The following is a 22101-nucleotide window of genomic DNA, read 5'->3' as shown; positions in this document are numbered from 1 at the left end:
CAGCGGGGGGTGGCGAGATGCGGCGGACGGCAACGTCCGCCGCATCTTGCGTGCGGGGCTTACTTCCCCTGGCGCTCGACCTTGTCCTTCTCCCTCTGATTCATCTCCCGAACCTTCGGATCGGAGGTGCTCTGCCCGGTGGTCTGGGTCGTGGAGGCGGGCGGGGCGCTGGCGTTGGGGAGCGAGTTCTGGTCGGGCGCGGTGGGACGCGTCGCCGTGGTCGGCGGCGTGGCGGTGTTGCTCTGGGCGAACGCGGCTGTATCAGTCAAAAGAAAGGCGCTCGACAGCAGTGAGACTGCGAGCGCCCTTGGAATGTTGGTCATCGATCTGCTCCTGTCAGATCGAAGAGAAACGGCGCGAGGCCGCCGGATGTTCCGCGTCTCAGGCTTCCAATTGCTTGCCGATCGGGAGCGCGCGGATGCGCTTTCCGGTCGCGGCGAAGATCGCGTTCATCAGCGCCGGCGCGAACGGCGGCACGCCGGGCTCGCCGACGCCGCTCGGCGGCGTGTCGGGTCCGGGCGGCACGATGTAGACGTTGGTCACCAGCGGAGATTCGTCCATTCTGATGACCTGGAAGTCGTCAAAATTCTTCTGCTCCACCTTGCCGTCCTTGAAGGTGACCGCGCCATATTTGGCGAGGCTCAGGCCCATGATCGCCGCGCCCTCGATCTGCGAAGCAATGCGCTCGGGGTTGACGTAGGTGCCGCAGTCGATCGCGGTGTCGACCCGTGGCACCGTCAACTTGCCCTTGTCGTCGACAGCGACCTCGACGATGGTCGCGATGTAGCTGACGAAGCTGCGGTGCACGGCGATGCCGAGGCCATGCCCCTTCGGGACCTGGCGGCCCCATTCGCCCTTCTCGGCGACCAGCTCGACCACCTTGCGCAGGCGCGCAGTGTCGATCGGGTAGCTGTTATAAGGCTCGCCGTAGTTCCACATGTCCTTCACGTTGGGCTTGACGATCCGCGGCGTGCCGATTAGCGCGAGCAGCGTCTCCTTCTGGTCTCGCCCGGTCGCGTTCGCGATCTCGCCGACCATCGACTGCACCGCAAAGGCGCGCGGGATGTTCGAGACCGAGCGGAACCATCCGATGCGGGTGAACGCCGCGGCTTCCGGGTTCTCGCAACTGATATTCGCGATCTCGAACGGCATGTCGACAAGACCCATGCCGAGCTCGAACGCCGCCGCGTGGTTGGCACCGGCGGCGAAGGTCGAGGCGATGGTCGGCGCCACGCTGCGGTGGCGCCAGGCGGTCACCTTGCCGTCCTTGTCCAGTCCCGCCTCGATCCGCTCCACCGAGACGGTATGCAGGAAGTCGTGGTGGAGGTCGTCCTCACGGGTCCATTGAACCTTGACGGGCGTGCCGAGCTCCTTCGACAGCAGCGCCGCCTCGAGCGCAAAGTCGCATTTCGACTTACGGCCGAAACCACCGCCGAGCAGCGTGACATTGACGGTGACATTGCCTTCGGGAATGCCGAGCGTCTTGGCGACGTCCTCGCGCGTGCCGCCGGGGCTCTGCACCGGCGCCCAGATCTCCGCCTTGTCGCGCTTGACGTCGGCGACCGCGACCGGCGGCTCCATGCTGACATGGGCGAGGTGCGGCAGGTAATATTCGCCAATCACGACCTTGTCGGCCGCTTTCAGCGCGGCATCCGCGTCGCCCTCCTGGCGCACGACGAGGCCCGGCTTGCGCGAGGCCTCCTCGAGCTCCTTGCGATAGGCGACCGAGTCGTATTTGCCGTTGGCGCCGTCGTCCCAGACGAGCTTCAGCGCGTCGCGGCCCTTGATCGCGGCACCGGTGTTGCGCGCGATCACCGCGACGCCGCCGAGCGGTTGGAATTTCGACGGCCACGGCCAGCCGCGCACCTGCATGACCTTCTCGACGCCGGGCACCTTCAGCGCCGCGTCCGGATCGAACGAGATGACTTTGCCGCCGGTCACCGGCGGGCGCGCGATCACGGCATATTTCATGTTGGGCAGGCGCACGTCGGCGCCATAACGAGCCTTGCCGGTGGTGATGTCGTGGAGATCGACGATGCCGACCTGGCCCTTGCCGAGATAGCGGAAGTCCTTGGGGTCCTTCAGCTTGAGGCCTTCGATGCTCGGCACCGATTCCTTGGCGGCGTCGGCTGCGAGCTCGCCGAAGCCGAGCTTGCGGCCGCTGGCGCTGTGGACGACCTCGTGATTGACCGCCTTGACCTCGGTCGCTGGCACGCCCCAGCGTTTGGCCGCGGCCTGCTCCAGCATGGTGCGGGCGGAGGCGCCGATCTGGCGCATCGGGATCAGATAGTGCCGCGTGCTGCGCGAGCCGTCGGTGTCCTGGTTACCGAACTTGACCTCGTCGCCATGGGCCTGCTGCACTTTCACCTTGGACCAGTCGGCCTCCATCTCCTCGGCCACGATCAGCGGCAGGCTGGTGCGCACGCCGGTGCCCATCTCGGCGCGGTGGGCGAGAATGGTGACGGTGCCGTCGGGCGCGACCGCAACGAACACGCGTGGATCGACCACGACGCCATGCGGCATCTTGCCGGCGCCGGTCTCATAGGCAAAGGCCTGGCGCGACATGACAGGTGCGGCGAGCACGAAGCCGCCAGTGACACCGAGCCCCTTCAGGATGCTGCGGCGTGAGACCTTCTCGACCTTCAGATTCTTTTCGAAGCCACGAAGCTTCCGGGGATTGCCGATGAAATTCATGTCACACTCCCGTCGATGCGAGATGGACGGCGTTCTCGATGCGCTGGTAGCAGCCGCAGCGGCAGATGTTGCCGGCCATCGCCTCGCGGATCTGGTCATGCGATGGCTTGGGGTTCTCCATCAGGAGCGCCGCGGCCTGCATGATCTGGCCGGCCTGGCAGAAGCCGCATTGGGGAACATTGACCTCGCGCCAGGCCTTCTGGACCGGATGATCGCCGTCGGGATGCAGCCCCTCGATCGTGGTGACTTCGCGCCCCGCGACGTCGTTGATCGAGGTGATGCAGGAGCGGACCGCCTCCTTGTCGACGATGACAGTGCAGGCGCCGCACAGGGCCTGGCCACAGCCGAATTTGGTGCCGGTCAGCCCGGCTTCGTCGCGCAGGAACCAGAGTAGCGGGAGATCCGGGTCGCCGTCCCAGCTCTGTTCCTGGCCGTTGATCTTCACCTTGATCATGATCGTCCCTCGCTCTTCATAAGCTCGATGATTTCAGGATTTGCCGATGTCGATCGGCGAAATGGTCCGTACGTCGTGCCGCCGCATCTCCGCCTGTTATCCTCCGCGGGCAAATCCCGGTAGGAAGCTGGAATGCGAATCGTCATGTGCGGATGTGCTCGATACCTCCCGTTTTGTTCTTAATTGATTGAATGTCGCGCGGCATCATCACGACGAAATCGTAGCAGACATCGCGCCGGGCCGGCGTTCACAGCCAAGTGTTCTTAGCGAGCTGTTCTCGACGTGAAGAGATTCATCTGAGGTTTGTCAAAAGCAGGGCGCGGCAACGCGTCGCGCGATGGGCAATTGCAGAATCTGAGGCGCGGTGAAAAAAGCTTCGTCCGCCAGAGGGACTGCGCGGACGAAGCAGTAGTCCTCAGTCGAGGGAGGGAGAATCGCAGAGACGCTGACTTCAAGCAGGAAGAGGGCGGCACTGCGCAGTCATTCAGAGACCAGGACTGAGGGAACGGAACGCGCTCGCATACGCAAAGTGCACAAGCGGCAAACTCGCCGCAAATCATTCGAGAGCCGCAGCCGTCCGGCTCGCTGGTGACCAGCGAGCGGACGGGCAGCGTCTGGCGGCTTTGTCAGGCGGCTTTGGCCTTCGCCATGTGGGTCGCGATCGCATCCATCAGCGCCGGCGACAGGCAGTCATAGGGCTCGAGCCCGATTTCCTTCAGCCGCGACCGGATGCCGGCCATCTGCTCAGGCTTGACGCCGGATTCGATCACCGAGGAGACGAAGGCGGCGAATTGCGGCGCCTGCGAGCCCTGCTCCTGGAACAGCTCCGGATGGATGAAATCGAGCCCGTAGAACGGATGGTTCTTGTTCTCGATGCGGCCGAACATGTGGGTCCCGCAGGCCTTGCAGGCGTGACGCTGGATCACCGCCGAGGCGTCGACGATCTGGAGCTTGTCGCCGTTCTCGAGCACGGTGACGTTCTGGCGCGGCACCACGGCTACGACCGAGAAGGTCGCGCCCTGCGGCTTCCAGCACTTGGTGCAGCCGCAGGCGTGGTTGTGCGCCACGTCGCCCTTGATGCCGACCTTGACCTGATGGTCTGCGCATTTGCAGACGAGCGTGCCGCCGGCAAAGTGGCCGGTGCCTTGTTTGAGACCGTTGTCGATCGAGGGGTGGAGTGCAACAGTCATGGGTCGATCCTCCTTTGGTGTGACGCTTGAGTTAGAACACGACGACTGAACGAATCGATTTGCCCTCATGCATCAGGTCGAAGCCCTTGTTGATGTCTTCGAGCTTGAGCGTGTGGGTGATCATCGGGTCGATCTGGATCTTTCCGTTCATGTACCAGTCGACGATCTTCGGCACGTCGGTGCGGCCGCGCGCGCCGCCGAAGGCGGTGCCGCGCCAGTTGCGGCCGGTGACGAGCTGGAACGGACGGGTTGCTATCTCCTTGCCGGCTTCGGCGACGCCGATGATGATCGAGGTGCCCCAGCCGCGATGGCAGGCTTCCAGCGCCTGGCGCATCACCGTGGTGTTGCCGGTGCAGTCGAAGGTGTAGTCGGCACCGCCGTCGGTCAGGGTCACCAGGTACGGGACGATGTCGCCGGTGATCTTCTTGGGGTTGACGAAGTCGGTCATGCCGAACCGGCGGCCCCACTCCTCCTTGGAGTCGTTGACGTCGACGCCGATGATCTTGTCGGCGCCGGCCATCTTGGCGCCCTGGATCACGTTCAACCCGATTCCGCCGAGGCCGAACACGACGACGTTGGAGCCCGGCTCGACCTTGGCGGTGTTGACGACGGCGCCGACGCCGGTGGTGACGCCGCAGCCGATATAGCAGCTCTTGTCGAAGGGAGCGTCCTCGCGGATCTTCGCCACCGCGATCTCCGGCAGCACCGTGAAGTTGGAGAAGGTCGAGCAGCCCATATAGTGGTAGATCGGCTTGCCCTTGTAGGAGAAGCGGCTGGTGCCGTCAGGCATCACGCCCTTGCCCTGCGTCGCGCGGATCGCGGTGCAGAGATTGGTCTTCTGGCTCAGGCAGCTTTTGCACTGACGGCATTCCGGCGTGTAGAGCGGAATGACGTGATCGCCCGGCCTCACCGAGGTTACGCCTGCGCCGATCTCGCGGATGATGCCGGCCCCCTCATGGCCGAGGATCGACGGGAAGATTCCTTCGCTGTCGAGACCGTCGAGCGTGTAGGCGTCGGTGTGGCATATGCCCGTCGCCTTGATCTCGACCAGGACTTCGCCGGCCTTCGGCCCTTCCAGATCGACTTCGACGATCTCGAGCGGTTTTTTCGCTTCGAAAGCGACAGCGGCGCGTGTCTTCATCGGTAACTCCTCAAATTCTCGCAGGATGCCAAGACTTAGGTCTCTGCCGGGCTGCAAACGTTCACTTCTTGCCCATGCACGAGTCTTCGTTCTTGGTATAGGCGTCGTTCTTGTCCTCATGCTTGCCGGGACGGGCGCGGCCCCAGGCCTCGTTGGAGCGGGCGCGCAGATAGACGTAGAGATCGTCCATGTAACAGGCGACGTTCGGGTTATCTCCGAAGGCCGGCATCACGTTCTCTGCGGCGGTGGAGATATTCTTGCGGCCCGAGGCGACGACGCCGAGAAAATCGGCATAGCCCATCGTCTTGAGCGAATCCTTCAGTGCGGGCGCATAGGTCGAGCCCATGCCATCCGGGCCATGACACACATGGCAATCCGAGTGATAGCGGCGGTATCCGGAATAGGTGTACCAGTCGACGGAGTCGCCGTTGATCTTGTAGGTCGGGTTACCGTCCTTATCCAGCCATTCGCCAGTTTCGTTCTGCTTGACGGCGGTCGGGTCGCCCGAGCCGTCCGCGACAGCAATTCCTCCGGACGCAACGAGGATCATCATAGCAATGACAGAGCGGATTTTACGCAAGAGGTGTTCCTCGGAGGCATCGGGTGGAGACGAGCCGGCGCGTGGAGTTGATCCACGCGCCGGAGCGATACGGAGGTGGGGCTAGTTCGCGGGCAGCGAGAACACGGTCAGCGTGCCGCCGAGTGCCGTGTAGTTGCTGAGCGCGGCGTAGCCACCGACTGCACCGAGACCTGCGGTCGGATCGGTCAGGCCAGCCGCCAGACCGATGCCGGCCCAGCCGCCTACGCCGGAGAGCACTGCGACGTACTGCTTGCCGCCGTTCTCGTAGGTGGTGACGTTGCCGATGATGCCGGAGGGAGTCTTGAACTTGTAGAGCTCCTTGCCGGTCTTGGCGTCGACCGCCTTCAGGTAGCCTTCGAGCGTGCCGTAGAACACCACGCCGCCGGCGGTTGCGAGCGCACCCGACCAGACCGAGAACTGCTCCTTGTTCGACCAGACGATCTTGCCGGTCTTGCCGTCCCAGGCGATGAAGTTACCCATATGGGTCTCGCCCTGCGGCGGATACATCGAGAGCGTCGCACCCACATAGGGCTGGCCCGCGGTGTAGCTCACCTTGAACGGTTCGTAGTCCATGCAGACGTGGTTGGTCGGGACGTAGAACAGCTGCGTGTCGGGCGAGTAGGCCGCCGGCTGCTCGTCCTTGGTACCGAGCGCGGCCGGGCAGATGCCCTTCACGTTGTGATCTTCGCCGGCCTTGTCGGTCGAAGCTGCATCGAGCACCTTCGGACGGCCATAGGTGGCGGAGTTCTTGTCCATGTCGACGCCGGAGGTCCAGTTCACCTTCGGATCGTACTTTTCGGCGACCAGCAGCTCGCCGTTGGTGCGATCGAGCGTGTAGCCGAGACCGTTACGATCGAAATGCGTCAGCAGCTTGCGCGGCTGGCCGTTGATCGACTGATCCGAGAGGATCATCTCGTTGACGCCGTCATAGTCCCATTCGTCATGGGGCGTCATCTGGTAGACCCATTTGGCGAGGCCGGTGTCCGGGTTGCGTGCCCAGATCGTCATCGACCATTTGTTGTCACCGGGACGCTGCTTCGGATTCCAGGTCGAGGGGTTGCCCGATCCGTAATAGACGAGGTTCAGCTCGGGATCGTAGGAGATCCAGCCCCAGGTCGCGCCGCCGCCGATCTTCCACTGATCGCCTTGCCAGGTCTTCAAGCTGGAGTCCTTTCCGATCGGCTTGCCGAGCGCAGTGGTCTTGTCGTCGACCAGGATCTGGTCATCCGGTCCTTCCGAGAAGCCGCGCCAGGCCAGCTTGCCGGTCTTGATGTCGTAGGCGCTCATGTGGGCCTGAACGCCGAACTCGCCGCCGGAGATGCCGATCAGCACCTTGTCCTTGACGACCATCGGTGCCGAGGTGCCGGTCTCGCCCTTGCTCGGATCGCCGTTCTTCGCGGTCCACGCAACCTGACCGGTCTTGGCGTCGAGCGCGACGAGGGTCGTATCGGCCTGATGCAGGAAGATCTTGCCGTCACCGAAAGCGAGGCCGCGGTTGACCGTATCGCAGCACATCACCGGGATGACGTTCGGATCCTGCTTCGGCTCGTACTTCCAGACGATCTTGTTCTCCTGCGAAAGGTCAATGGCGTAGACCTTGTTCGGAAACGGCGTATGGACGTACATCATGTTGCCGATGATCAGCGGGCCGCCTTCGTGGCCGCGCAGCACGCCGGTCGAGAAGGTCCAGGCGACCTGGAGCTTGCCGACATTTTGTGCGTTGATCTGGTTCAGCTTGGAATAGCGGCTGTTGGCGTAGTCGCCGGTCGGCATCACCCAGTCCTTCGGGTTCTGCGACATCTTGAGGACCTCGTCATTGGCCGAGGCGCTCCCGACGGCGAGAGCCGCCGCGGAGCCAAGAAAGGTTGCCAGTAGCACCTTGCGCATAGTCATTCCTCCGTTGGTCTTGTTTATTGTTTCCGAAGCATTGCTCAATCACCGGGCTTCTCGTCCGGCGTCTGCTCGTGCAGGGCGGTCACGTGGGGGACCAGAAACGATGCTGTGCTGTTTCCTCCTCCGATGAGAGCTACGGGTCCACGTGCAGGAGCGGCCCGTTCTTTTTGTTCCTGCCGCAATTCCTAACGAGTTCGCCAACAGGAAACTTGCCCAAGAGTGAACCCGCTTTGCTCGACAGCGCACGGAGGCAAAGTTTTTGATGTTTGCGGTAGCGAATTCAGCGGCTTCCGTCTCGCCCAGCGCCACGCGCAACGCGCAGGTTCCGCTTGACGAGGGTGCAACTAAGGCGGAGGATTAACTTGCAAGGGTGGCAAAGGAACGATGGCGCTCGTTTCAAAAGTCCGCCCAAATTTGAGGTAAACGTCACGCAATCATGGCTGAGGGCTTCAGCAGGCGCTGGCCGCGATTCGCGTTGATGCTCCGGGATCACCAGTGGCTGGATTAATGTCCGACACAATTCACACGCTCTCGACAACCGGACTGACGCCGAAGCGACAGATCCAGAGCTGGATCGATGGGCTGACGAGTCTGTGCGGACACTTCGATGTCGATCCGCTGGAGGCATCCTCGCTCGAAGGCCGCATCGACTACACCAGCGTCTCGCGCCTGAAACTGTGCCAGATCGAGGTGAGCCAGCATCGCATCGCGCACACGCTGGCGCGTGCCAAGGCCAATGAACACCCCTACATCAAGATCCACTTCCAGACCTACGGCGTGTCTTACTTCGAGCAGGAAGGCCGCCACATCGAGCTGAACCCTGGCGACATCATCGCCTATGACGTCTCCTGTCCGCATTCGATCATCAGCCCCGCCTTCACGCGCCACGATGTGGTGATCGTGCCAAAGTCGCTGCTGCGCGATCGCGGCTTCCCGTCACAGCGGATGCCGGCCTGCAAGCTGTCGTCGCGCACGGGAACGGGGCGGATCGCCCATGATTTCGTCCATGCCACCTTCGACGAGGCGGCGAAGCTGTCGGCCAACAGCGCGGTCGGCGTCGCCGATTCGCTGATCGACCTGTTGCTGCTGCCGCTGCGCGAAGCCGACACGATGTTCGATCGGGTCGGGCCCGAGGCGATGTATGTGCGTGCCCAATTTTTCATCCGCGAGCACCTGCGCGATCCCGATCTGTGCATCGACCAGATCTCCGCCGAGCTCGGCTGCTCCAAGCGCTATCTGCACATGCTGTTCTCAGAGCGCGGCACCACGGTGAGCGATTACATCTGGCAGGCCCGCCTTCAGAACTGCCGCCAGGAGCTCGAGGCCCACGGCGGCAAGACCATCACCGACGTCGCGTTCTCCTGGGGCTTCTCCAGCTCATCGCATTTCAGCCGCGTGTTCCGGAAATATTTCGGCGTGGTGCCGTCTTCGATCCACAAGGGGCAACAGGGCGCTGTTGCCGTCGACGAGAACTAAGTGGGCACTGGTGTGGCAACGCGGCGCTTTGCGACTGGCCGTCACCGCTGAATGATCTTCCCCCAGACGTCGCCGAGGATCGCGGGCTCGCGCGGCGGCAGATAGGTCAGGCCAGCCTGCTTGCCGAATTCGGCGATCTTGCCCTCGGCGGCCAGATCCGTCAGCACCTTGTTGATGGCGTCGACCAGCGCTCCATTGCTAGCGAGCCCGACATAGCCGCGATTGGCCCCGATCGGATAATAATAGCCGGAGGCTGATATCGCCGTATCAGAATGCGCGGCGCGGTGGGCGTCGTAGCGCGCGAGATCGATCAGCGTCGCATCGTAATCGCCGCGATCGAGCGCGCCCAGGAGGTCGTCGCGGGCGGGCACGAGATGGGTGATGTTGTCGATCAGCCGTCCCTTGTCGAAGGTCATCAGGATGGCGTCGCCGAGCGATCCGCTTTCGATCGCGAGGCGCAGGCCGGCGAGGTCGCCGATATCGCCGATCTTGCGGTCGCGCGCTTTCGGCCCGAGCACCACCGTCATCGGCGAATAGACGTAAGGCCGGCTCGGAGCGAGTACGCCGAGCGCAACGCGGCGGCGCCGGTCGTCGCGCGTGGCGCCCGCGAAATCCGGCAAGCGCGCCGTCTTCAGGCCGGGCTTGACGAGGGAATCCGTCGTCAGCGCGTAGCCGCCAACCAGCGAGCAGCGGCCGTCGGACAGCAGGGCATTGGCCTCGAGCTGCGGGCTCGAATCTTCGTCCAGCTTGCTCTCGAACCACTGGATTTTGAGCGGGCGTCCCATTCGCTCCGCGATCGCCTGCGCCAGCAACACGTCGAAGCCCGAATCCGGCTTGCCGCGGTGATGCGCAGAGAGCGGCGGCCGGTCCTCGTCGAGACAGATGCTGAGGGGTTCTGCCGCCCACGCGAGCGTTGCCGGAGCCACAAGCATTGCGGCGAGACCGAGTGCTGCCAGCCGGCCCCTCATGGCTTCCTCCGGCTCGAGATGAAGGCCCAGAGATTTCCGATCTCGTCGTCGCTCAGGATATCGCCCCAGGGTGGCATCTTGTTGTTCTTGCCGTTCTTCACGGTGGTGACGAAGCGCGTCCTGTCGTCGGGAAAGGCGCGCAGGTCCGGCGTGATGGTACCGGAATTCATCATGTTGGGGCCGTGGCAGTGCGAGCATTTCTCGGCATAGGTCGACTTGCCGTGGTCGATCTGCGCCTGCGGCGGATTGCCGTTCGAATCATCCGCGGCGCTAACGGTCGCCGCAAGCGCGACCGTCAGCACCGCGACGGCGGCGAGGATCGCCACCGTCTTGTGAGATATGTCCCTCAACGTCTCTTGCCGCTACTGCTTCACCGCAAAGACCCACAGCGAGCCGCCGGGCGGCACTTTTGCAAGCCGCTCGTCGCCGGAGAACAGCGAGTAGACGCCGCCATAGCCGCTAGTGACGGCGATGTACTGGACGCCGTCCTGCTGCCAAGTCACCGGCTGTCCCTCGATGCCGGAGCCGGTCTGGAATTGCCAGAGCTTCTTGCCGGTGTCGGCGTCGAAGGCCTCGAACTCGCCGGTCAGCGCACCCGTGAACACGACGCCGCCCGCGGTCGACAGCACGCCGGAGAAGCGCGGGATGTCGCTTGCCGCCTCCCACTTCGCCTTGCCGGTCATCGGATCGATCGCCTTCAGATGGCCGCGCGCGCCGTCACCCCATTCCCAGGGATCGGTGAGGTCCATGCCGAGATACCATTCACCCTGCTTGAAGGTGACCGGCTCCGACTTGTACCTGCCGCCGAAGGCGAGCGTGTTGGCATAGGCGAGGCCGGTCTGCGGGTTGAACGACATCGGCTCCCAGTTCTTGCCGCCGAGGATCGACGGATAAACCGTGACCTTCTTGCCGTCGCGCGCATCCTTGACGACGTCGGTCTCGATCGGCTTGCCCGTCTTGAGATCGACGCCGGTCGCCCAATTCACCTTCACGTAAGGATTGGCCGCGAGCACCTTTCCGTTGGTACGGTCGAGCACGTAGAAGAAGCCATTGCGGTTGGCATCCATCAGCACCTTGGTCGGCTTGCCCTCGACATTCATGTCGGCGAGGACCATCTCGGCCACCGAGTCATAGTCGAACGGATTGTTCGGCGAGAACTGGTAGTGCCACTTGATCTTGCCGGTCTTGGGATCCATCGCCAGCACGGAGCAGGTGTAGAGATTGTCGCCGGGGCGCACCGCCGCGTTGAACGGGCCGGGATTGCCGATGCCCCAATAGACCGTGTTCAGCTCGGGATCATAGGACCCCGTGATCCAGGTCGAGCCGCCGCCGAGCTTCCAGGTGTCGCCCTTCCAGGTGTCGCCGCCGGGCTCGTCCGGCGAGGGGACCGAATGCGTGCGCCAGAGATGCTTGCCCGTTGCCGGATCCCAGCCGTCGATGAAGCCGCGGGTGCCGAACTCGGCGCCGGAGATGCCGGTGATGACGACGCCGTCGGCGACGAGCGGTGCCACCGTCATCGAATAGCCTTCCTTGATGTCGGCCGCCTTCTGCCGCCACAGCTCCTTGCCGTCCTTGGCGTCGATCGCGATCACGTTGGCGTCGAGGGTGGTACGGAACAGCTTGCCTTCGTAGAGCGCGCCGCCGCGGTTGATGATGCCGCAGCAGACGATGCGCGGCGTCTCGGCCGGATATTCGATCTTGGATTTCCAGATCTGCTTGCCGGTCTTGGCGTCGACCGCCATGGTCGCGTTGTGAGAGGTCACGTAGATCACGCCCTGGTACACCAGCGGCTGCGATTCCTCGCTGCGATCGTCGTTGAAGGAATAATTCCAGACCGGGACGAGGTTCTTGACGGTGTCCTTGTTGATCTGGTTCAGCGTCGAGAAGCGCTGGAGATTGTAGCCCATCCCGTAATTGAGAACGTTCGACGTATCGGTTGCGCCCTTGACCAGTTGATCGGTCGTCTGTGCGCTCGCAACCGAGCATGCGGATATGACGAGGCTCGCGGCCATCGCAAAGCGTTTCATCCGTTCCTCCCAATATGCGCGCCTTTTGACGCTGCGGGAGCAACACTCCGCCCGAATGTAAAAACCGTCAATACGAAAGTCGAAAGCACGCTGCCGATATGTTGGACGCCAGATGCCAGGCTTGGTGCGGTAATCTTCGAAGAATTCTGCTCGTCTTGCGCGAATGCGCTGCACCAATTTCCACGCCGCGAAGATTGGCGCAGCGCGAGAATTTTAGCCCGACCCGGCTCCGTCGCGGGCGAAGCATCGCAATTCGGCTTGAACCCGGGCCGGCTTGCGGACTTATGTTGTCGCTATCCCCAGCGAATCGGGGCTCATGGTGAGGGAGGTCTGAATGATAACGCGTCGCTCAGTTGCGCTGGCGCTCACGTTTGCTGCGCTCTCCGGTCCGGCCTGGTCGGCATCCGGCGGCGCCGTCAAGATGTTCGACACGGACAATGACGGCACGCTCGATCTGGCCGAGGTGAAGAAGGCGGCCGCCGCGCTGTTCGCAAAGCTCGATTCCGACCATGATGGAACGCTCGACGTGCGTGAATTGCGTGGACGGTTAACGGCAAAAGAACTCGCCGCCGCCGACCCTGATCACGACGGGACGCTGACGCTCGACGAATATCTTGCCGTGGTGGAGCAGCGCTTCAACGCTGCGAATCCCGACAAGGACGGAACGCTGGATGCGAAGGAGCTGAACTCGCGCGCGGGTCGCGCACTGCTGCGGCTTTTGCGTTGAGAACAGCCGCGCTTGACTGGGAGCGAAGGTCGTTTGCCCGAGAGTGAACTGTACGGGTGTGACGCGACAGTTCGCTGTGTTCGTGGTCCGATTCCACGCTTGCGCTGTGCGTGAGGCAGCCCTAGGTTTTTGCCCGGCGCGATGTCGCGCTCAATACTTGGGGAGACCCCGAATGGCTTGGAAAGCTCCGAAGATCGTGGAAGTGCCGGTCGGCATGGAAATCAACATGTACGCCTGCGCTGCGCGCAAGTAAGACTGACGACCTGCCGCGGCTTCGATGGCGAACACCGTCGAAGCCGTGGTAGTGTTCGTGATGCGCATTGGAGCCCGCACAATCTGGATGGCGATCGCGTGCACGCTCACGCTCGTGCCAATGTCCGCGAGGGCCGAAGAGGGCTTCGACAGCGAGCATATCTTCGGCTTCATGATCGGCAGCGATGTCGGCAATCCCGGCGAGCGTGAATTCCAGACCGAGACGACGGGACGCTTCGGCAAGGGCGGTGGCACCTATCGCGCGCTCGGCCATGAGGTCGAGATCGAAATCGTGCCGCTGCCGAATTTTCGCATCGAGGTCGGCGCCACCACCACGCTGCACGACATCACCGGCGTTCCTGATATCGACGACCGCCGCCAGTTCAACTTCCAGGGCCTCTCGCTCGACCTGCGTTATCGCCTGCTCGACCATGGGAGCGCCCCGTTCGGGATGACCATCGCCGCCGCGACCCATGGCGATCGCATCGACGAGGTCAGCGGCGCCAAAGGACGGATGTACGGCACCGACTTCACGCTCGCCTTCGATCGCGAGCTGATGAATTTCGCGGTCGGCGCGCTCAATTTGATCTACCAGCCGCAATGGTCGCGCTTCGACGTGTCGGGGCTGTCCGAGAAGAGCTCCACCATCGGCGCCGCCTTTGCCGGCATGGTGCGCGTGAGCTCCAACGTGCTGGTCGGCGGTGAGATGCGCTACTTCCGCCAGTATGAAGGCATCGGCCTCGGCGAGTTTTCGGGGCAGGCGCTGTTCGTCGGCCCGACCGCCTACTTCCAGCTCTCCGAGCAATCGCGGCTCACCCTGAGCTGGAGCATGCAGGCCTGGGGCCGTCCGGCCGGATCGGGAGCCAATCTCGACCTCGTCAATTTCGAGCGGCATCAGGCGCGGCTGGTGTTCGGGGTGAATTTCTAGCGGAGCGGGTCCCAGCGCGTCCCTCACGTCGGATTGAAACTTCCGGCTCCTCGGGACGTATCCCTTTGTGCTAATCTGAACCGTGCCCGCGCGAGGATCCCGGCATGAATCCGATCGACCTGGTGGTGACTGTGTGTGCGGTGCTCTCGCCCGCGACCTGCGAAGAGCAGCATCTGGTGTTCAACTATGCGGGGTCGCCGACGCAATGCGCGATGGCCGCGCCGCCCTATATCGCGCAATGGGTCGGCGAGCACCCGAAGTGGCAGGCCGTGCGCTGGCACTGTGAATATCCGCACCCGAACGACAAGGCGTGACGTGACCTCGCTCATCCAGCTCCTCATGGTGAGGAGCGCGGAACGCGTGTCTCGAACCATGAAGGCCCGCGTCTCACCCAGCCGCCATCCTTCGAGACGCCTGCTCCGCAGGCTCCTCAGGATGAGGGCAGTCTACTTGGTGCAGTCCTTCAGATCCTTGTCGGCGATCGAGAACACTGCATCGGCCTTGATTTCGATGTCGCGAACGACGCATTGCCGCGAGTTGGGGTAGCTGACCTTGGCATCATAGCGGCCGGGCTCGACGCCGGTGATGCGCAGACGCTCGTCGTGGTCGACTTCCTTGTCCTTGTCGTTCAGGCACTGGTTCGGGCCCCAGTCGGTCTTGCCAACAGGTGCGAGCTGGAAGCCCGAGATCGTCTCGCTGGTCAAATTCCAGAGCCGGATGCCCTTGCCCTTGGTCTGCGCGAGCGCCGCGCCTGGCAACGCAACCAACAGGATGCCGATCGCAATCAGCTGATGGCGCATGGTGACCTCCCTCGACGATCTCGCTGGGTCCAGTTGACCACGAGTTTTCATTTCGATTCAAGCGGCAGTGCTGCGAGCTCCGCCCTGATCCTGGCAAGGTCAGCCTCGCTGCGTTCGGCGCGCGGAATCGAGATCGGCACCTCCTGCACGATGCGCGCGGGGCGCGGCGACAGGAAGAACAGGCGGTCGCCGAGACGGATGGCGTCGTCGATGCTGTGCGTCACGAGCAGCGTCATAACCGAACGACTAGCCACCAGCGTCGCGATCTCGTCGCGCAGGCGGCCGGCAAGCGCGTCGTCGAGCGAGGCGAGGGGCTCGTCGAGTACGAGCAGGTCGGGCTCGACTGCGAAGGCGCGGGCGAGCGCAACGCGCCGGGCGAGGCCCAGCGACAATTCGCCCGGGAAGTGGCTGCGATGCGCGTCGAGCTCCAAAATCCTGAACAGCTCAGCAAGCTTTGCTTCTGAGATGTCGGGCGCGGCTAACCGAACGTTCTGCTCGACCGAACGCCACGGCAACAGCCGCGGCTCCTGGAACACCATGCCGATCCGCGCCTCCGGCGGCCGCGCGACATGGCCGTCAAAGTCGCGGTCGAGCCCGAGGATGATGCGCAGCATCGTGCTCTTGCCGCAGCCGGATGGTCCGATCAGCACGCCGACCTCGCCGGATTGCAGCGCGAAATTGACGGGCGCCAATACCTCCTGCGTTCCGCCCGCGGCACTTCTAAACGTCTTGCCCGTGATCTCGACCTCAAGCCGCACGGGGCCGCCACCGCGTTGCGCGGGCCTCGAATGGCTGCACCAGCGCTGTCTCGATCACGAGCACGACCGCGGCGAATGTCAGGGAATAGGCCAGTAGCCGCGGCGTGTCGAACAGCTGGAAGGCAACGCCGATCTCGAAGCCGACGCCATTCGGCCGTCCCAGCAGCTCGGCGACCAGCACGATCTTCCACACCAGCGACAGGCCGGAGCGGGCGGAGGCCGCGATGTACGGCGCAAGCTGCGGCAGCACGACATGGCGGAACGCGCGCCAGCGCGGCATCGCAAACACGGTCGCCATTTCATCCAGCGAGCTGTCGAGCGCGCGCGTGCCTTCGCGCAAGGTGACGACCGCCGTCGGCAGCTTGTTGATGGCGATGGCAGCGATCGCCGCGGCCTCAGTCAGGCCGGCCCAGATATAGGCGAGCACGATCACCACCAGCGCCGGCAGGTTCAACAACAGGATCAGCCAGGGATCGCCGAGCCGGTCGGCGAGCTTAACCCGTCCCATCAAATAGCCGATGGCGCTGCCGAGCGACATCGCCAGCACGAAGGACAACGCGACGCGCGCCAGCGTTGCACCGAGATGCAGGAACAGCGCGCCGCTCGCGGCTTCCGCGATGATGACGTCAAGCACGGCGGGCGGGGAGGGCAGCTTGGCGCCTCCGACGAACAGCGCGGCGGTCCACCAGATCGCGAGAAACAGGGCGAACGAGAGAAGGCGCAGCACCTCAGTCTCCGGGGACTGCGTGATAGAACGTGCCGGGATCGAGCTCGGCTGTCGGACCGACCAGGTCGCGGCCGCCGATCTCGGCCAGCACGCGATAGAGCACGCGCGCATCCGCTTCCTCATCGTTGATGTTCCGGCGTGGAATGCCGTCACGATAGCGGTCGCGGTAGGTCTTGAGCATGGCCGGATCGGTCGCGCCGGTGAGCGGGGCGATCTTGTCCCAGGCCGCATCCGAGGCGACCAGCAGCTGCTTGGCCTTGCGGGTCATGGCGATGAAGCGCGCCACGGCGTCGCGATGGCTCGCGGCCCAGCTCTCGTCGAAGACGTAGCCGACGGCGGAGACCGCGCCCTTGGCGCCGAGTTTCGGCAAAATCTCCTCGATGCCGGCGAGGCGGCGAAAACCCTTGGCCTCGAGCTGGGCACAGAAATTCCAGAAGTTCAGGCTCGCATCCATTTCGCCGTCGAGCGCCTTCGCGGCAATCAGAGGCGGCGCGCCATAGACGATCGTCGCCTCCGACTTCAGGTCGATGCCGTCCTGCTTCATCCGCGCCTGCAGCAGCAGCCAGCTTTTGTCGATCGGGCCGCCGCCGACGGCGAGCTTGCGGCCCTTCAGATCGGCCAGCGTCTTGATCGGCGAGGAGGCCTGCACCATCACCGCGCCGAGCGCGCTGGAATAGGGATAGAAGGTGAGCTTGGCGCCGAGCGCACGCTCGCGCGACACCCAGAGCCAGTCCGACAGCATGATGTCGGCATTGCCGGCGCGTAGCGCGATCTTGCCGGCCTCGGGGCTCGCAAGCTCGGTGACTTCCAGCGCCAGGTTGGCCTCCTTGTCGAGCCCGGCCTCGCGGATGGCGGCCAGTTCCCAGGAGAACGTTCCGGTCTTCTGCACAGCTAGGCGGATGGTGTCCGCGGCATGAGCCGGCGTGCCCAGCGTCAGCGCCAACGTCGTTGCGAGCGCCAATATTCGTGCCAAAACTCTCATCACCTTGTGAGCCATTTCCTCGACGGGAGTGCTTTTCAGGACAATAGGCATAGCATAGCTTCCATCGCAACCAGCGGGAGGACGCTCATGCGTTTTGCGGGACAGGTACGACCGATTGTCGCCGCGCTGGTCGTGCTCGCGGCAACCGCCTGCGCGGCGCGGGCCGAAGACGCCAACGATTATCCGACGTCGGCGCGCGCGGAATATGTCTATGGCTGCATGAAAGCCAATGGCGAGACGCGGCAGGCGATCGAGCAATGCTCCTGCTCGATCGACGTGGTCGCCTCGATCGTCTCCTACGAGCGCTATGTCACTGCCGAGACCGCGCTCAGCATGTCCCAGGTCCGCGGCAATCTCGGCACCCAGTTCCGGACGTCAGAGCAGGCGAATGCGGCGGTGAATGATTTGCGGCGGGCGCAGGCCGAGGCTGAGGTGAGGTGTTTCTGAATAAGGACTGTCATTCCGGGGCGCGCGAAGCGCGAACCCGGAATCTCGAGGTTCCGGGTTCGGTCCTGCGGACCGCCCCGGAATGACGAGAATAAGCCTAAGTCCCCGGCTTCTCGACGTCCCACTCGTTCCGGAACACGTGTCCGTCCGTGTCCTTGGCCTCCGCGCGGAATCGCTTCGCGCCGTTGGAGACATAGGTGAAGCGCAGATTGGGATCTTCCGAGATCGAGATGCCGCCTTCCATCGACAGCACGGGGCTGTCGTCCTGGGTCAGCGTCAGCTGGTTGATGAAGAAGGCGGGAATATAGAGCTGCGTGACCTGGTCCATCTGCAGGCCGGAATTGTTGGGATGGCCGATCATGATCTGCGCTTCGCGAATGCGGCTCGCCGGCGCCTCCTCGCGCGCGAATTGCCGGTAGCGCATCTGGCCGAGGCGGCTTTGTGCCTCTTCCGCGTTCTTCCCCGCCGGGGCCGAGCAGCCGCCTGACGCCTTCACATAGGTCTTGGAGACGTAAAGCTGGCCGTCGCTGAGCTCGGCGACGGCATGAACGTCGGTGTAATTGTTGACGCGCACGCGCGTGGAGATCTCGGTGACATTGGCGTCCGCGCCAAGCTCGAATTTTGCGGCCATCGGCGCCGGGTTGCGGTCGATCACCAGCGTGATCGAGCGGATGCGGCGGGCATCGCCCGGCGACAGCTTGCTGCGCAGGGTCACCGGTACGATGGCCGCGTCCTCCGCGCGATACGGCATCTCGATGGAAATGACGTCGTTGCCGTCGTTCATCGGACGATTGCTGAAGATATCCTGCACCAGGCCAGGCCAAGGATCGTAGGCCTCTTCGGCGCTCGCAGGCAGCGCGAAGGCGATGCCGAGCAGTGCGGCGATCAGGAGCAGGCGTCGTTTGCATCCCATCATGGTCAAGGTCCTGTGCGGACGACACAGTTATTCGACAAAGGTAGTGCGTCCGCTACTCCCATTCAATTTCCGAAAATGCTGCGGTTGCGTTGCGGGCGTTGTAATCGTCGAACAGTTCCCAATGCGAACGCTCCGTCGCGGCCGCCTTGTCAGCCGCAGTCCGGATCGATTCACCCTTCTTGTTCGAGGCGCGGACGTCCGACAGCAGCGTCGAGAGATATCGCCGTTCATCGGCGAGCGCGGCAGGCCAATCGCTCACAGGGCCGTGACCGGGAACGACGTGGACCGCCGGAACGGCTTCCAGCTCCTTCAGCAGGCCGAGCCAGCCGCGGATGCTGCCATCCACCACCGGAATGTGGCGGAGAAAGACCAGATCGCCCGCGAACAGCGTCTTCGTGGTCTCGTCGAACACCGTCAGATCATTGTCGCTGTGCGCGGCCGACCATGCCCGCAAGGTCAGCCGGCGCGATCCGAGATCGAGCGTCACGGTGTCCTTAACAAGCAGGGTGGGCGGCACGATCTTCACGGGATCGATCAATTCGCTGCCCATGATGCGCTTAAAATTGTCGAGATAATATGGGCCGCGCGTCGCCAGCGCCTGCGGCAGCCTGCTGTGGCCGACGAAGCTGGTTCCGTCCGCGACGAAAGCCGCATTGCCGAAGACGTGATCGGGATGGCCGTGGGTGTTGATGACGTAGCGGATTGGCTTGCTGGTGCGCGCCCGCACGGCCTCCAGCAGCGCCTCGCCTTCACGAAGGCTGCCGCCGGTATCGATCACCGCGACCGCATCCGCGCCGACGATGAAGCCGACATTGGCGATGTCGCCCTCGTTCTCGCGGGTCATCAGCGCGTTGGTCCCGGAGTGCACGAAGATTCCCGGTGCGACTTCGCTCACAGGCAATTCGGCTGCCCCGGCGCGTGCTAGCGTCGCTATCCCCAGCAGGGACAGGGCTGCGATCTTTGACGTGAGATGCGACACTTTTCCGCCTCAGTTCAGGCCTTGCCGCACTGCACTGCAGCACAACAAGCCAACGCAAAGCTTGGCAAACATGGTGCGTCCTACGTTGCATGGATAGCATTCGGGCGAAATGAGGAGGAAGCGCGATGATGGAGGCCGGACGACATCGTCGCTGGTTGTTTTCGCTGTGTGTGATGACGGCGTCTTGCTTGATCGGTGACGCTGCCGTCGCGCAAACGACTGATAGTGGCGATCTCTCGTTCGAGCTGGTCGACCCCAAGGTGCTGCGCGTCTGCGCCGACCCGCGCAATCTGCCGTTCTCCAACGAGAAGGGCGAAGGGATCGAGAACAAGCTCGCCGAGCTGTTTGCGGACAAGCTTCAGAAGAAGCTCGACTACGTCTTCTTCCCTCAGGCCACCGGCTTCGTGCGGATGACGCTGGGCGCGCATCGCTGTGACGTCATCATGGGCTTCCCGCAGGGCGACGAGCTCGTGCAGGGCACCAATCCTTACTATCGGACGTCGTACGCGCTGGTCGCGAAAGCTGGCAGCGGGCTGGAGGACGTCGACACGCTCGAAGATCCGAAGTTGAAGGGCAAGCATGTCGGCATCGTCGCCGGCACGCCACCGGCGACCAACATGGCGATCGCAGGCCTGATGGGCGATGCAAAGCCCTATCCGTTGATGATCGACACACGCTACGACAATTCGGCGCAAGCCATGATCGACGACCTTGCTGCCGGCAAGATCGATGCCGGCGTGCTGTGGGGACCGATGGCGGGGTACTACGCCAAGAAGGCCGGCTCGCTGCACGTGACGCCGCTGGTGAAGGAAACCACCGGCCCCAAACTGGTCTATCGCATCGGCATGGGCGTGCGCGCCGCCGACCAGAACTGGAAGCGGCAGCTCAACAAGCTGATTCAGGAGAACCAGGGCGAGATCAACAAGATCCTGCTCGACTTCGGTGTGCCGTTGCTGGACGAAAACGACCGGCCGCTCGGTGCGGAGACGGCCAAGAAGGCGCCATGAGGCGACATCTTGCCGCTGCGCTCGTCGCCGTCATGCTGGCGGCGCCGGCTTTGGCGCAGCAGCAGGAGCCGTTCGAGCCTGAGGGCTATCGCGCCGACAATTATCGCGCGCCGGTGCCGGCGACACTCGAAGGCACACGCGTGCTCACGACCGCGGAAGCCGAGGCGATCTGGCGCGCGAAGAGCGGTGCCTTCATCGACGTGCTGCCGCGCGCCCCGAAGCCGAAGAACCTTCCCGCAGGCACGGTATGGCGAGACATGCCGCGGAAAAACATTCCCGGCAGTATCTGGTTGCCGGACACCGGCTACGGCGCGCTGTCGCCGGCCATGGACGATTATTTCCAGCGCGGTCTCGCGCGCGCCTTGCACGACGATAAGTCCGCGCTGCTCGTGATCTATTGCCTCGCTGATTGCTGGATGTCCTGGAACGCCGCCAAGCGCGCGCTGGCTTACGGCTATTCCAACGTCGCCTGGTATCCCGAGGGCACTGACGGCTGGGAGCGTGCGAAGCTCCCCACCGAGGAAGGGCAGCCGGAGCCGCGGCCTGAGTAGCAGCGATCGAGCGCAGGTGCGCTCCCTCGCCCCGCTTGCGGGGAGAGGGTTGGGGTGAGGGGGACTTTCCTCACGGACGGTAAGAGTTGGCCTCGCGGAGACTCCCCCTCACCCGGATCGCAAGAGCGATCCGACCTCTCCCCGCAGGCGGGGAGAGGTAAAGGCGGAACTACTGCTTCTGCAACTTCGTCAACGTGCCCGCGCCATCGGTGTCGGTCGCGGTGTACGTCACCCTGTCGCCGGCATGGACGGCATCCAGCATCGCGGCGTCCTTGGCCTTGAACTGTTGCAGCGCGCCGGCGCCGCCGGCACTGCCGCCGACCGTACCTTTCTGGGTCTGCTGGATCGAGATCGTGTTGTTGAGCCGATCGATCCTGGTGACCATTCCGGTCATGTCGTCAGCAAAGGCGCTGGATGCGAGCATCGTGATGGCTGCAGCGCTTGCGAGCATGAATTTTGCTGTTCCCATCGAGGCCTCCCGGCGTTGGAGATTCACATCCACAAGCCATCCTAGATCGATTTGGTTCCGGCAGATAGCGCGACAAACATTAATGATCGCGTTGATATCGCGGGAACTTTTATGAAAGTCGTCAGCAGGGCTGAC

The 22101-nt window shown here is 63.6% G+C and carries 25 protein-coding genes; 8 read left to right on the top strand and 17 right to left on the bottom strand.

Annotated elements, in window-relative coordinates; translation table 11 throughout:
- Positions 1–59: 59 nt before the first annotated feature.
- The 7 genes from ACP2YP_RS28715 to xoxF5 form a co-directional block, all read right to left on the bottom strand.
- Complete coding sequence (locus ACP2YP_RS28715; RefSeq protein ID WP_426419610.1) at positions 60–323, bottom strand: hypothetical protein; 264 nt, start codon at positions 321–323, stop codon at positions 60–62.
- A gap of 58 nt (positions 324–381) precedes the next feature.
- Positions 382–2694, bottom strand: coding sequence for a molybdopterin cofactor-binding domain-containing protein (locus ACP2YP_RS28710; RefSeq protein WP_426419609.1), 2313 nt, complete (start codon positions 2692–2694; stop codon positions 382–384).
- A gap of 1 nt (position 2695) precedes the next feature.
- The gene (locus ACP2YP_RS28705; RefSeq protein WP_426419608.1) at positions 2696–3148 is read right to left on the bottom strand and encodes a (2Fe-2S)-binding protein; all 453 of its coding nucleotides are present in this window, start codon (positions 3146–3148) and stop codon (positions 2696–2698) included.
- A 626-nt stretch (positions 3149–3774) separates the two neighbouring features.
- The gene (gene gfa / locus ACP2YP_RS28700; RefSeq protein WP_426419607.1) at positions 3775–4338 is read right to left on the bottom strand and encodes an S-(hydroxymethyl)glutathione synthase; all 564 of its coding nucleotides are present in this window, start codon (positions 4336–4338) and stop codon (positions 3775–3777) included.
- Positions 4339–4369: 31 nt separating this feature from the next.
- On the bottom strand, positions 4370–5479 hold the full coding sequence (locus ACP2YP_RS28695) for an S-(hydroxymethyl)glutathione dehydrogenase/class III alcohol dehydrogenase (RefSeq protein ID WP_426419606.1): 1110 nt from the start codon (positions 5477–5479) through the stop codon (positions 4370–4372).
- Between the two features lie 61 nt (positions 5480–5540).
- Positions 5541–6029, bottom strand: a complete 489-nt coding sequence (locus ACP2YP_RS28690) for a c-type cytochrome, methanol metabolism-related (RefSeq protein ID WP_426426293.1) — start codon at positions 6027–6029, stop codon at positions 5541–5543.
- A 111-nt stretch (positions 6030–6140) separates the two neighbouring features.
- Positions 6141–7946: a lanthanide-dependent methanol dehydrogenase XoxF5 gene (gene xoxF5 / locus ACP2YP_RS28685; RefSeq protein WP_426419605.1), complete on the bottom strand. Its 1806-nt coding sequence runs from the start codon at positions 7944–7946 to the stop codon at positions 6141–6143.
- Positions 7947–8459: 513 nt separating this feature from the next.
- Between xoxF5 and ACP2YP_RS28680 the strand changes: the two genes are divergently transcribed.
- The gene (locus ACP2YP_RS28680) at positions 8460–9428 is read left to right on the top strand and encodes a helix-turn-helix domain-containing protein (protein WP_426419604.1); all 969 of its coding nucleotides are present in this window, start codon (positions 8460–8462) and stop codon (positions 9426–9428) included.
- A 41-nt stretch (positions 9429–9469) separates the two neighbouring features.
- Here ACP2YP_RS28680 and ACP2YP_RS28675 read toward each other — a convergent pair whose 3' ends face one another.
- From ACP2YP_RS28675 to ACP2YP_RS28665, 3 genes are read right to left on the bottom strand one after another with little or no spacing between them, the layout of a single operon-like run.
- Positions 9470–10396 (bottom strand): substrate-binding periplasmic protein, encoded by a 927-nt coding sequence (locus ACP2YP_RS28675; protein WP_426419603.1) that lies wholly within the window; start codon positions 10394–10396, stop codon positions 9470–9472.
- On the bottom strand, positions 10393–10746 hold the full coding sequence (locus tag ACP2YP_RS28670; protein WP_426419602.1) for a c-type cytochrome: 354 nt from the start codon (positions 10744–10746) through the stop codon (positions 10393–10395). The genes ACP2YP_RS28675 and ACP2YP_RS28670 overlap by 4 nt, the downstream gene beginning before the upstream one ends.
- A 12-nt stretch (positions 10747–10758) precedes the next feature.
- Complete coding sequence (locus tag ACP2YP_RS28665) at positions 10759–12423, bottom strand: methanol/ethanol family PQQ-dependent dehydrogenase (RefSeq protein WP_426419601.1); 1665 nt, start codon at positions 12421–12423, stop codon at positions 10759–10761.
- 334 nt (positions 12424–12757) lie between these two features.
- On the opposite strand from ACP2YP_RS28665, the gene ACP2YP_RS28660 reads away from it, so the two are divergent.
- The 4 genes from ACP2YP_RS28660 (at position 12758) to ACP2YP_RS28645 (ending at position 14644) form a co-directional block, all read left to right on the top strand.
- Positions 12758–13150, top strand: a complete 393-nt coding sequence (locus ACP2YP_RS28660) for a calcium-binding protein (RefSeq protein WP_426419600.1) — start codon at positions 12758–12760, stop codon at positions 13148–13150.
- A gap of 172 nt (positions 13151–13322) precedes the next feature.
- Positions 13323–13403, top strand: a complete 81-nt coding sequence (gene pqqA / locus ACP2YP_RS28655; protein ID WP_012029362.1) for a pyrroloquinoline quinone precursor peptide PqqA — start codon at positions 13323–13325, stop codon at positions 13401–13403.
- Positions 13404–13427: 24 nt separating this feature from the next.
- Positions 13428–14330, top strand: a complete 903-nt coding sequence (locus ACP2YP_RS28650) for a hypothetical protein (RefSeq protein WP_426419599.1) — start codon at positions 13428–13430, stop codon at positions 14328–14330.
- A 104-nt stretch (positions 14331–14434) separates the two neighbouring features.
- On the top strand, positions 14435–14644 hold the full coding sequence (locus tag ACP2YP_RS28645) for a hypothetical protein (RefSeq protein WP_426419598.1): 210 nt from the start codon (positions 14435–14437) through the stop codon (positions 14642–14644).
- 132 nt (positions 14645–14776) lie between these two features.
- Here the strand turns inward: ACP2YP_RS28645 and ACP2YP_RS28640 are convergent, their stop codons facing one another.
- From ACP2YP_RS28640 to ACP2YP_RS28625, 4 genes are read right to left on the bottom strand one after another with little or no spacing between them, the layout of a single operon-like run.
- Positions 14777–15130: a hypothetical protein gene (locus ACP2YP_RS28640; protein ID WP_426419597.1), complete on the bottom strand. Its 354-nt coding sequence runs from the start codon at positions 15128–15130 to the stop codon at positions 14777–14779.
- Positions 15131–15177: 47 nt separating this feature from the next.
- On the bottom strand, positions 15178–15888 hold the full coding sequence (locus ACP2YP_RS28635) for an ABC transporter ATP-binding protein (protein ID WP_426419596.1): 711 nt from the start codon (positions 15886–15888) through the stop codon (positions 15178–15180).
- Positions 15878–16615, bottom strand: a complete 738-nt coding sequence (locus tag ACP2YP_RS28630) for an ABC transporter permease (protein ID WP_426419595.1) — start codon at positions 16613–16615, stop codon at positions 15878–15880. Before ACP2YP_RS28630 ends, ACP2YP_RS28635 begins: the two co-directional genes overlap by 11 nt.
- Position 16616: 1 nt before the next feature.
- The gene (locus ACP2YP_RS28625) at positions 16617–17597 is read right to left on the bottom strand and encodes an ABC transporter substrate-binding protein (protein ID WP_426419594.1); all 981 of its coding nucleotides are present in this window, start codon (positions 17595–17597) and stop codon (positions 16617–16619) included.
- 87 nt (positions 17598–17684) lie between these two features.
- Here ACP2YP_RS28625 and ACP2YP_RS28620 point away from each other — a divergent pair, with 87 nt between their 5' ends.
- Entirely contained in the window at positions 17685–18044 is a 360-nt protein-coding gene (locus ACP2YP_RS28620; protein ID WP_426419593.1) for a hypothetical protein, read from the top strand.
- Between the two features lie 97 nt (positions 18045–18141).
- Here the strand turns inward: ACP2YP_RS28620 and ACP2YP_RS28615 are convergent, their stop codons facing one another.
- Together ACP2YP_RS28615 and ACP2YP_RS28610 are read right to left on the bottom strand one after the other, a co-directional pair.
- Positions 18142–18960 carry a quinoprotein dehydrogenase-associated SoxYZ-like carrier gene (locus ACP2YP_RS28615; protein ID WP_426419592.1) on the bottom strand — a complete coding sequence of 273 codons (819 nt, stop codon included), beginning with the start codon at positions 18958–18960 and terminating at the stop codon, positions 18142–18144.
- A 52-nt stretch (positions 18961–19012) separates the two neighbouring features.
- A complete protein-coding gene (locus ACP2YP_RS28610) occupies positions 19013–19804 on the bottom strand; it encodes a quinoprotein relay system zinc metallohydrolase 2 (protein ID WP_426426292.1) in 792 nt (263 codons plus the stop codon).
- Positions 19805–20064: 260 nt separating this feature from the next.
- Between ACP2YP_RS28610 and ACP2YP_RS28605 the strand changes: the two genes are divergently transcribed.
- Both ACP2YP_RS28605 and ACP2YP_RS28600 read left to right on the top strand, forming a co-directional pair.
- The gene (locus ACP2YP_RS28605) at positions 20065–20946 is read left to right on the top strand and encodes a substrate-binding domain-containing protein (RefSeq protein WP_426419591.1); all 882 of its coding nucleotides are present in this window, start codon (positions 20065–20067) and stop codon (positions 20944–20946) included.
- Complete coding sequence (locus ACP2YP_RS28600; RefSeq protein ID WP_426419590.1) at positions 20943–21497, top strand: PQQ-dependent catabolism-associated CXXCW motif protein; 555 nt, start codon at positions 20943–20945, stop codon at positions 21495–21497. Before ACP2YP_RS28605 ends, ACP2YP_RS28600 begins: the two co-directional genes overlap by 4 nt.
- 169 nt (positions 21498–21666) lie before the next feature.
- Here the strand turns inward: ACP2YP_RS28600 and ACP2YP_RS28595 are convergent, their stop codons facing one another.
- Complete coding sequence (locus ACP2YP_RS28595; RefSeq protein ID WP_426419589.1) at positions 21667–21966, bottom strand: copper-binding protein; 300 nt, start codon at positions 21964–21966, stop codon at positions 21667–21669.
- Between the last annotated feature and the right edge of the window lie 135 nt (positions 21967–22101).

Source organism: Bradyrhizobium genosp. A (genome assembly GCF_049949275.1).
Classification (GTDB): domain Bacteria; phylum Pseudomonadota; class Alphaproteobacteria; order Rhizobiales; family Xanthobacteraceae; genus Bradyrhizobium.
The sequence above is the reverse complement of the archived record's forward strand: the minus strand, read 5'-3'. Positions and strand labels throughout refer to the sequence as shown.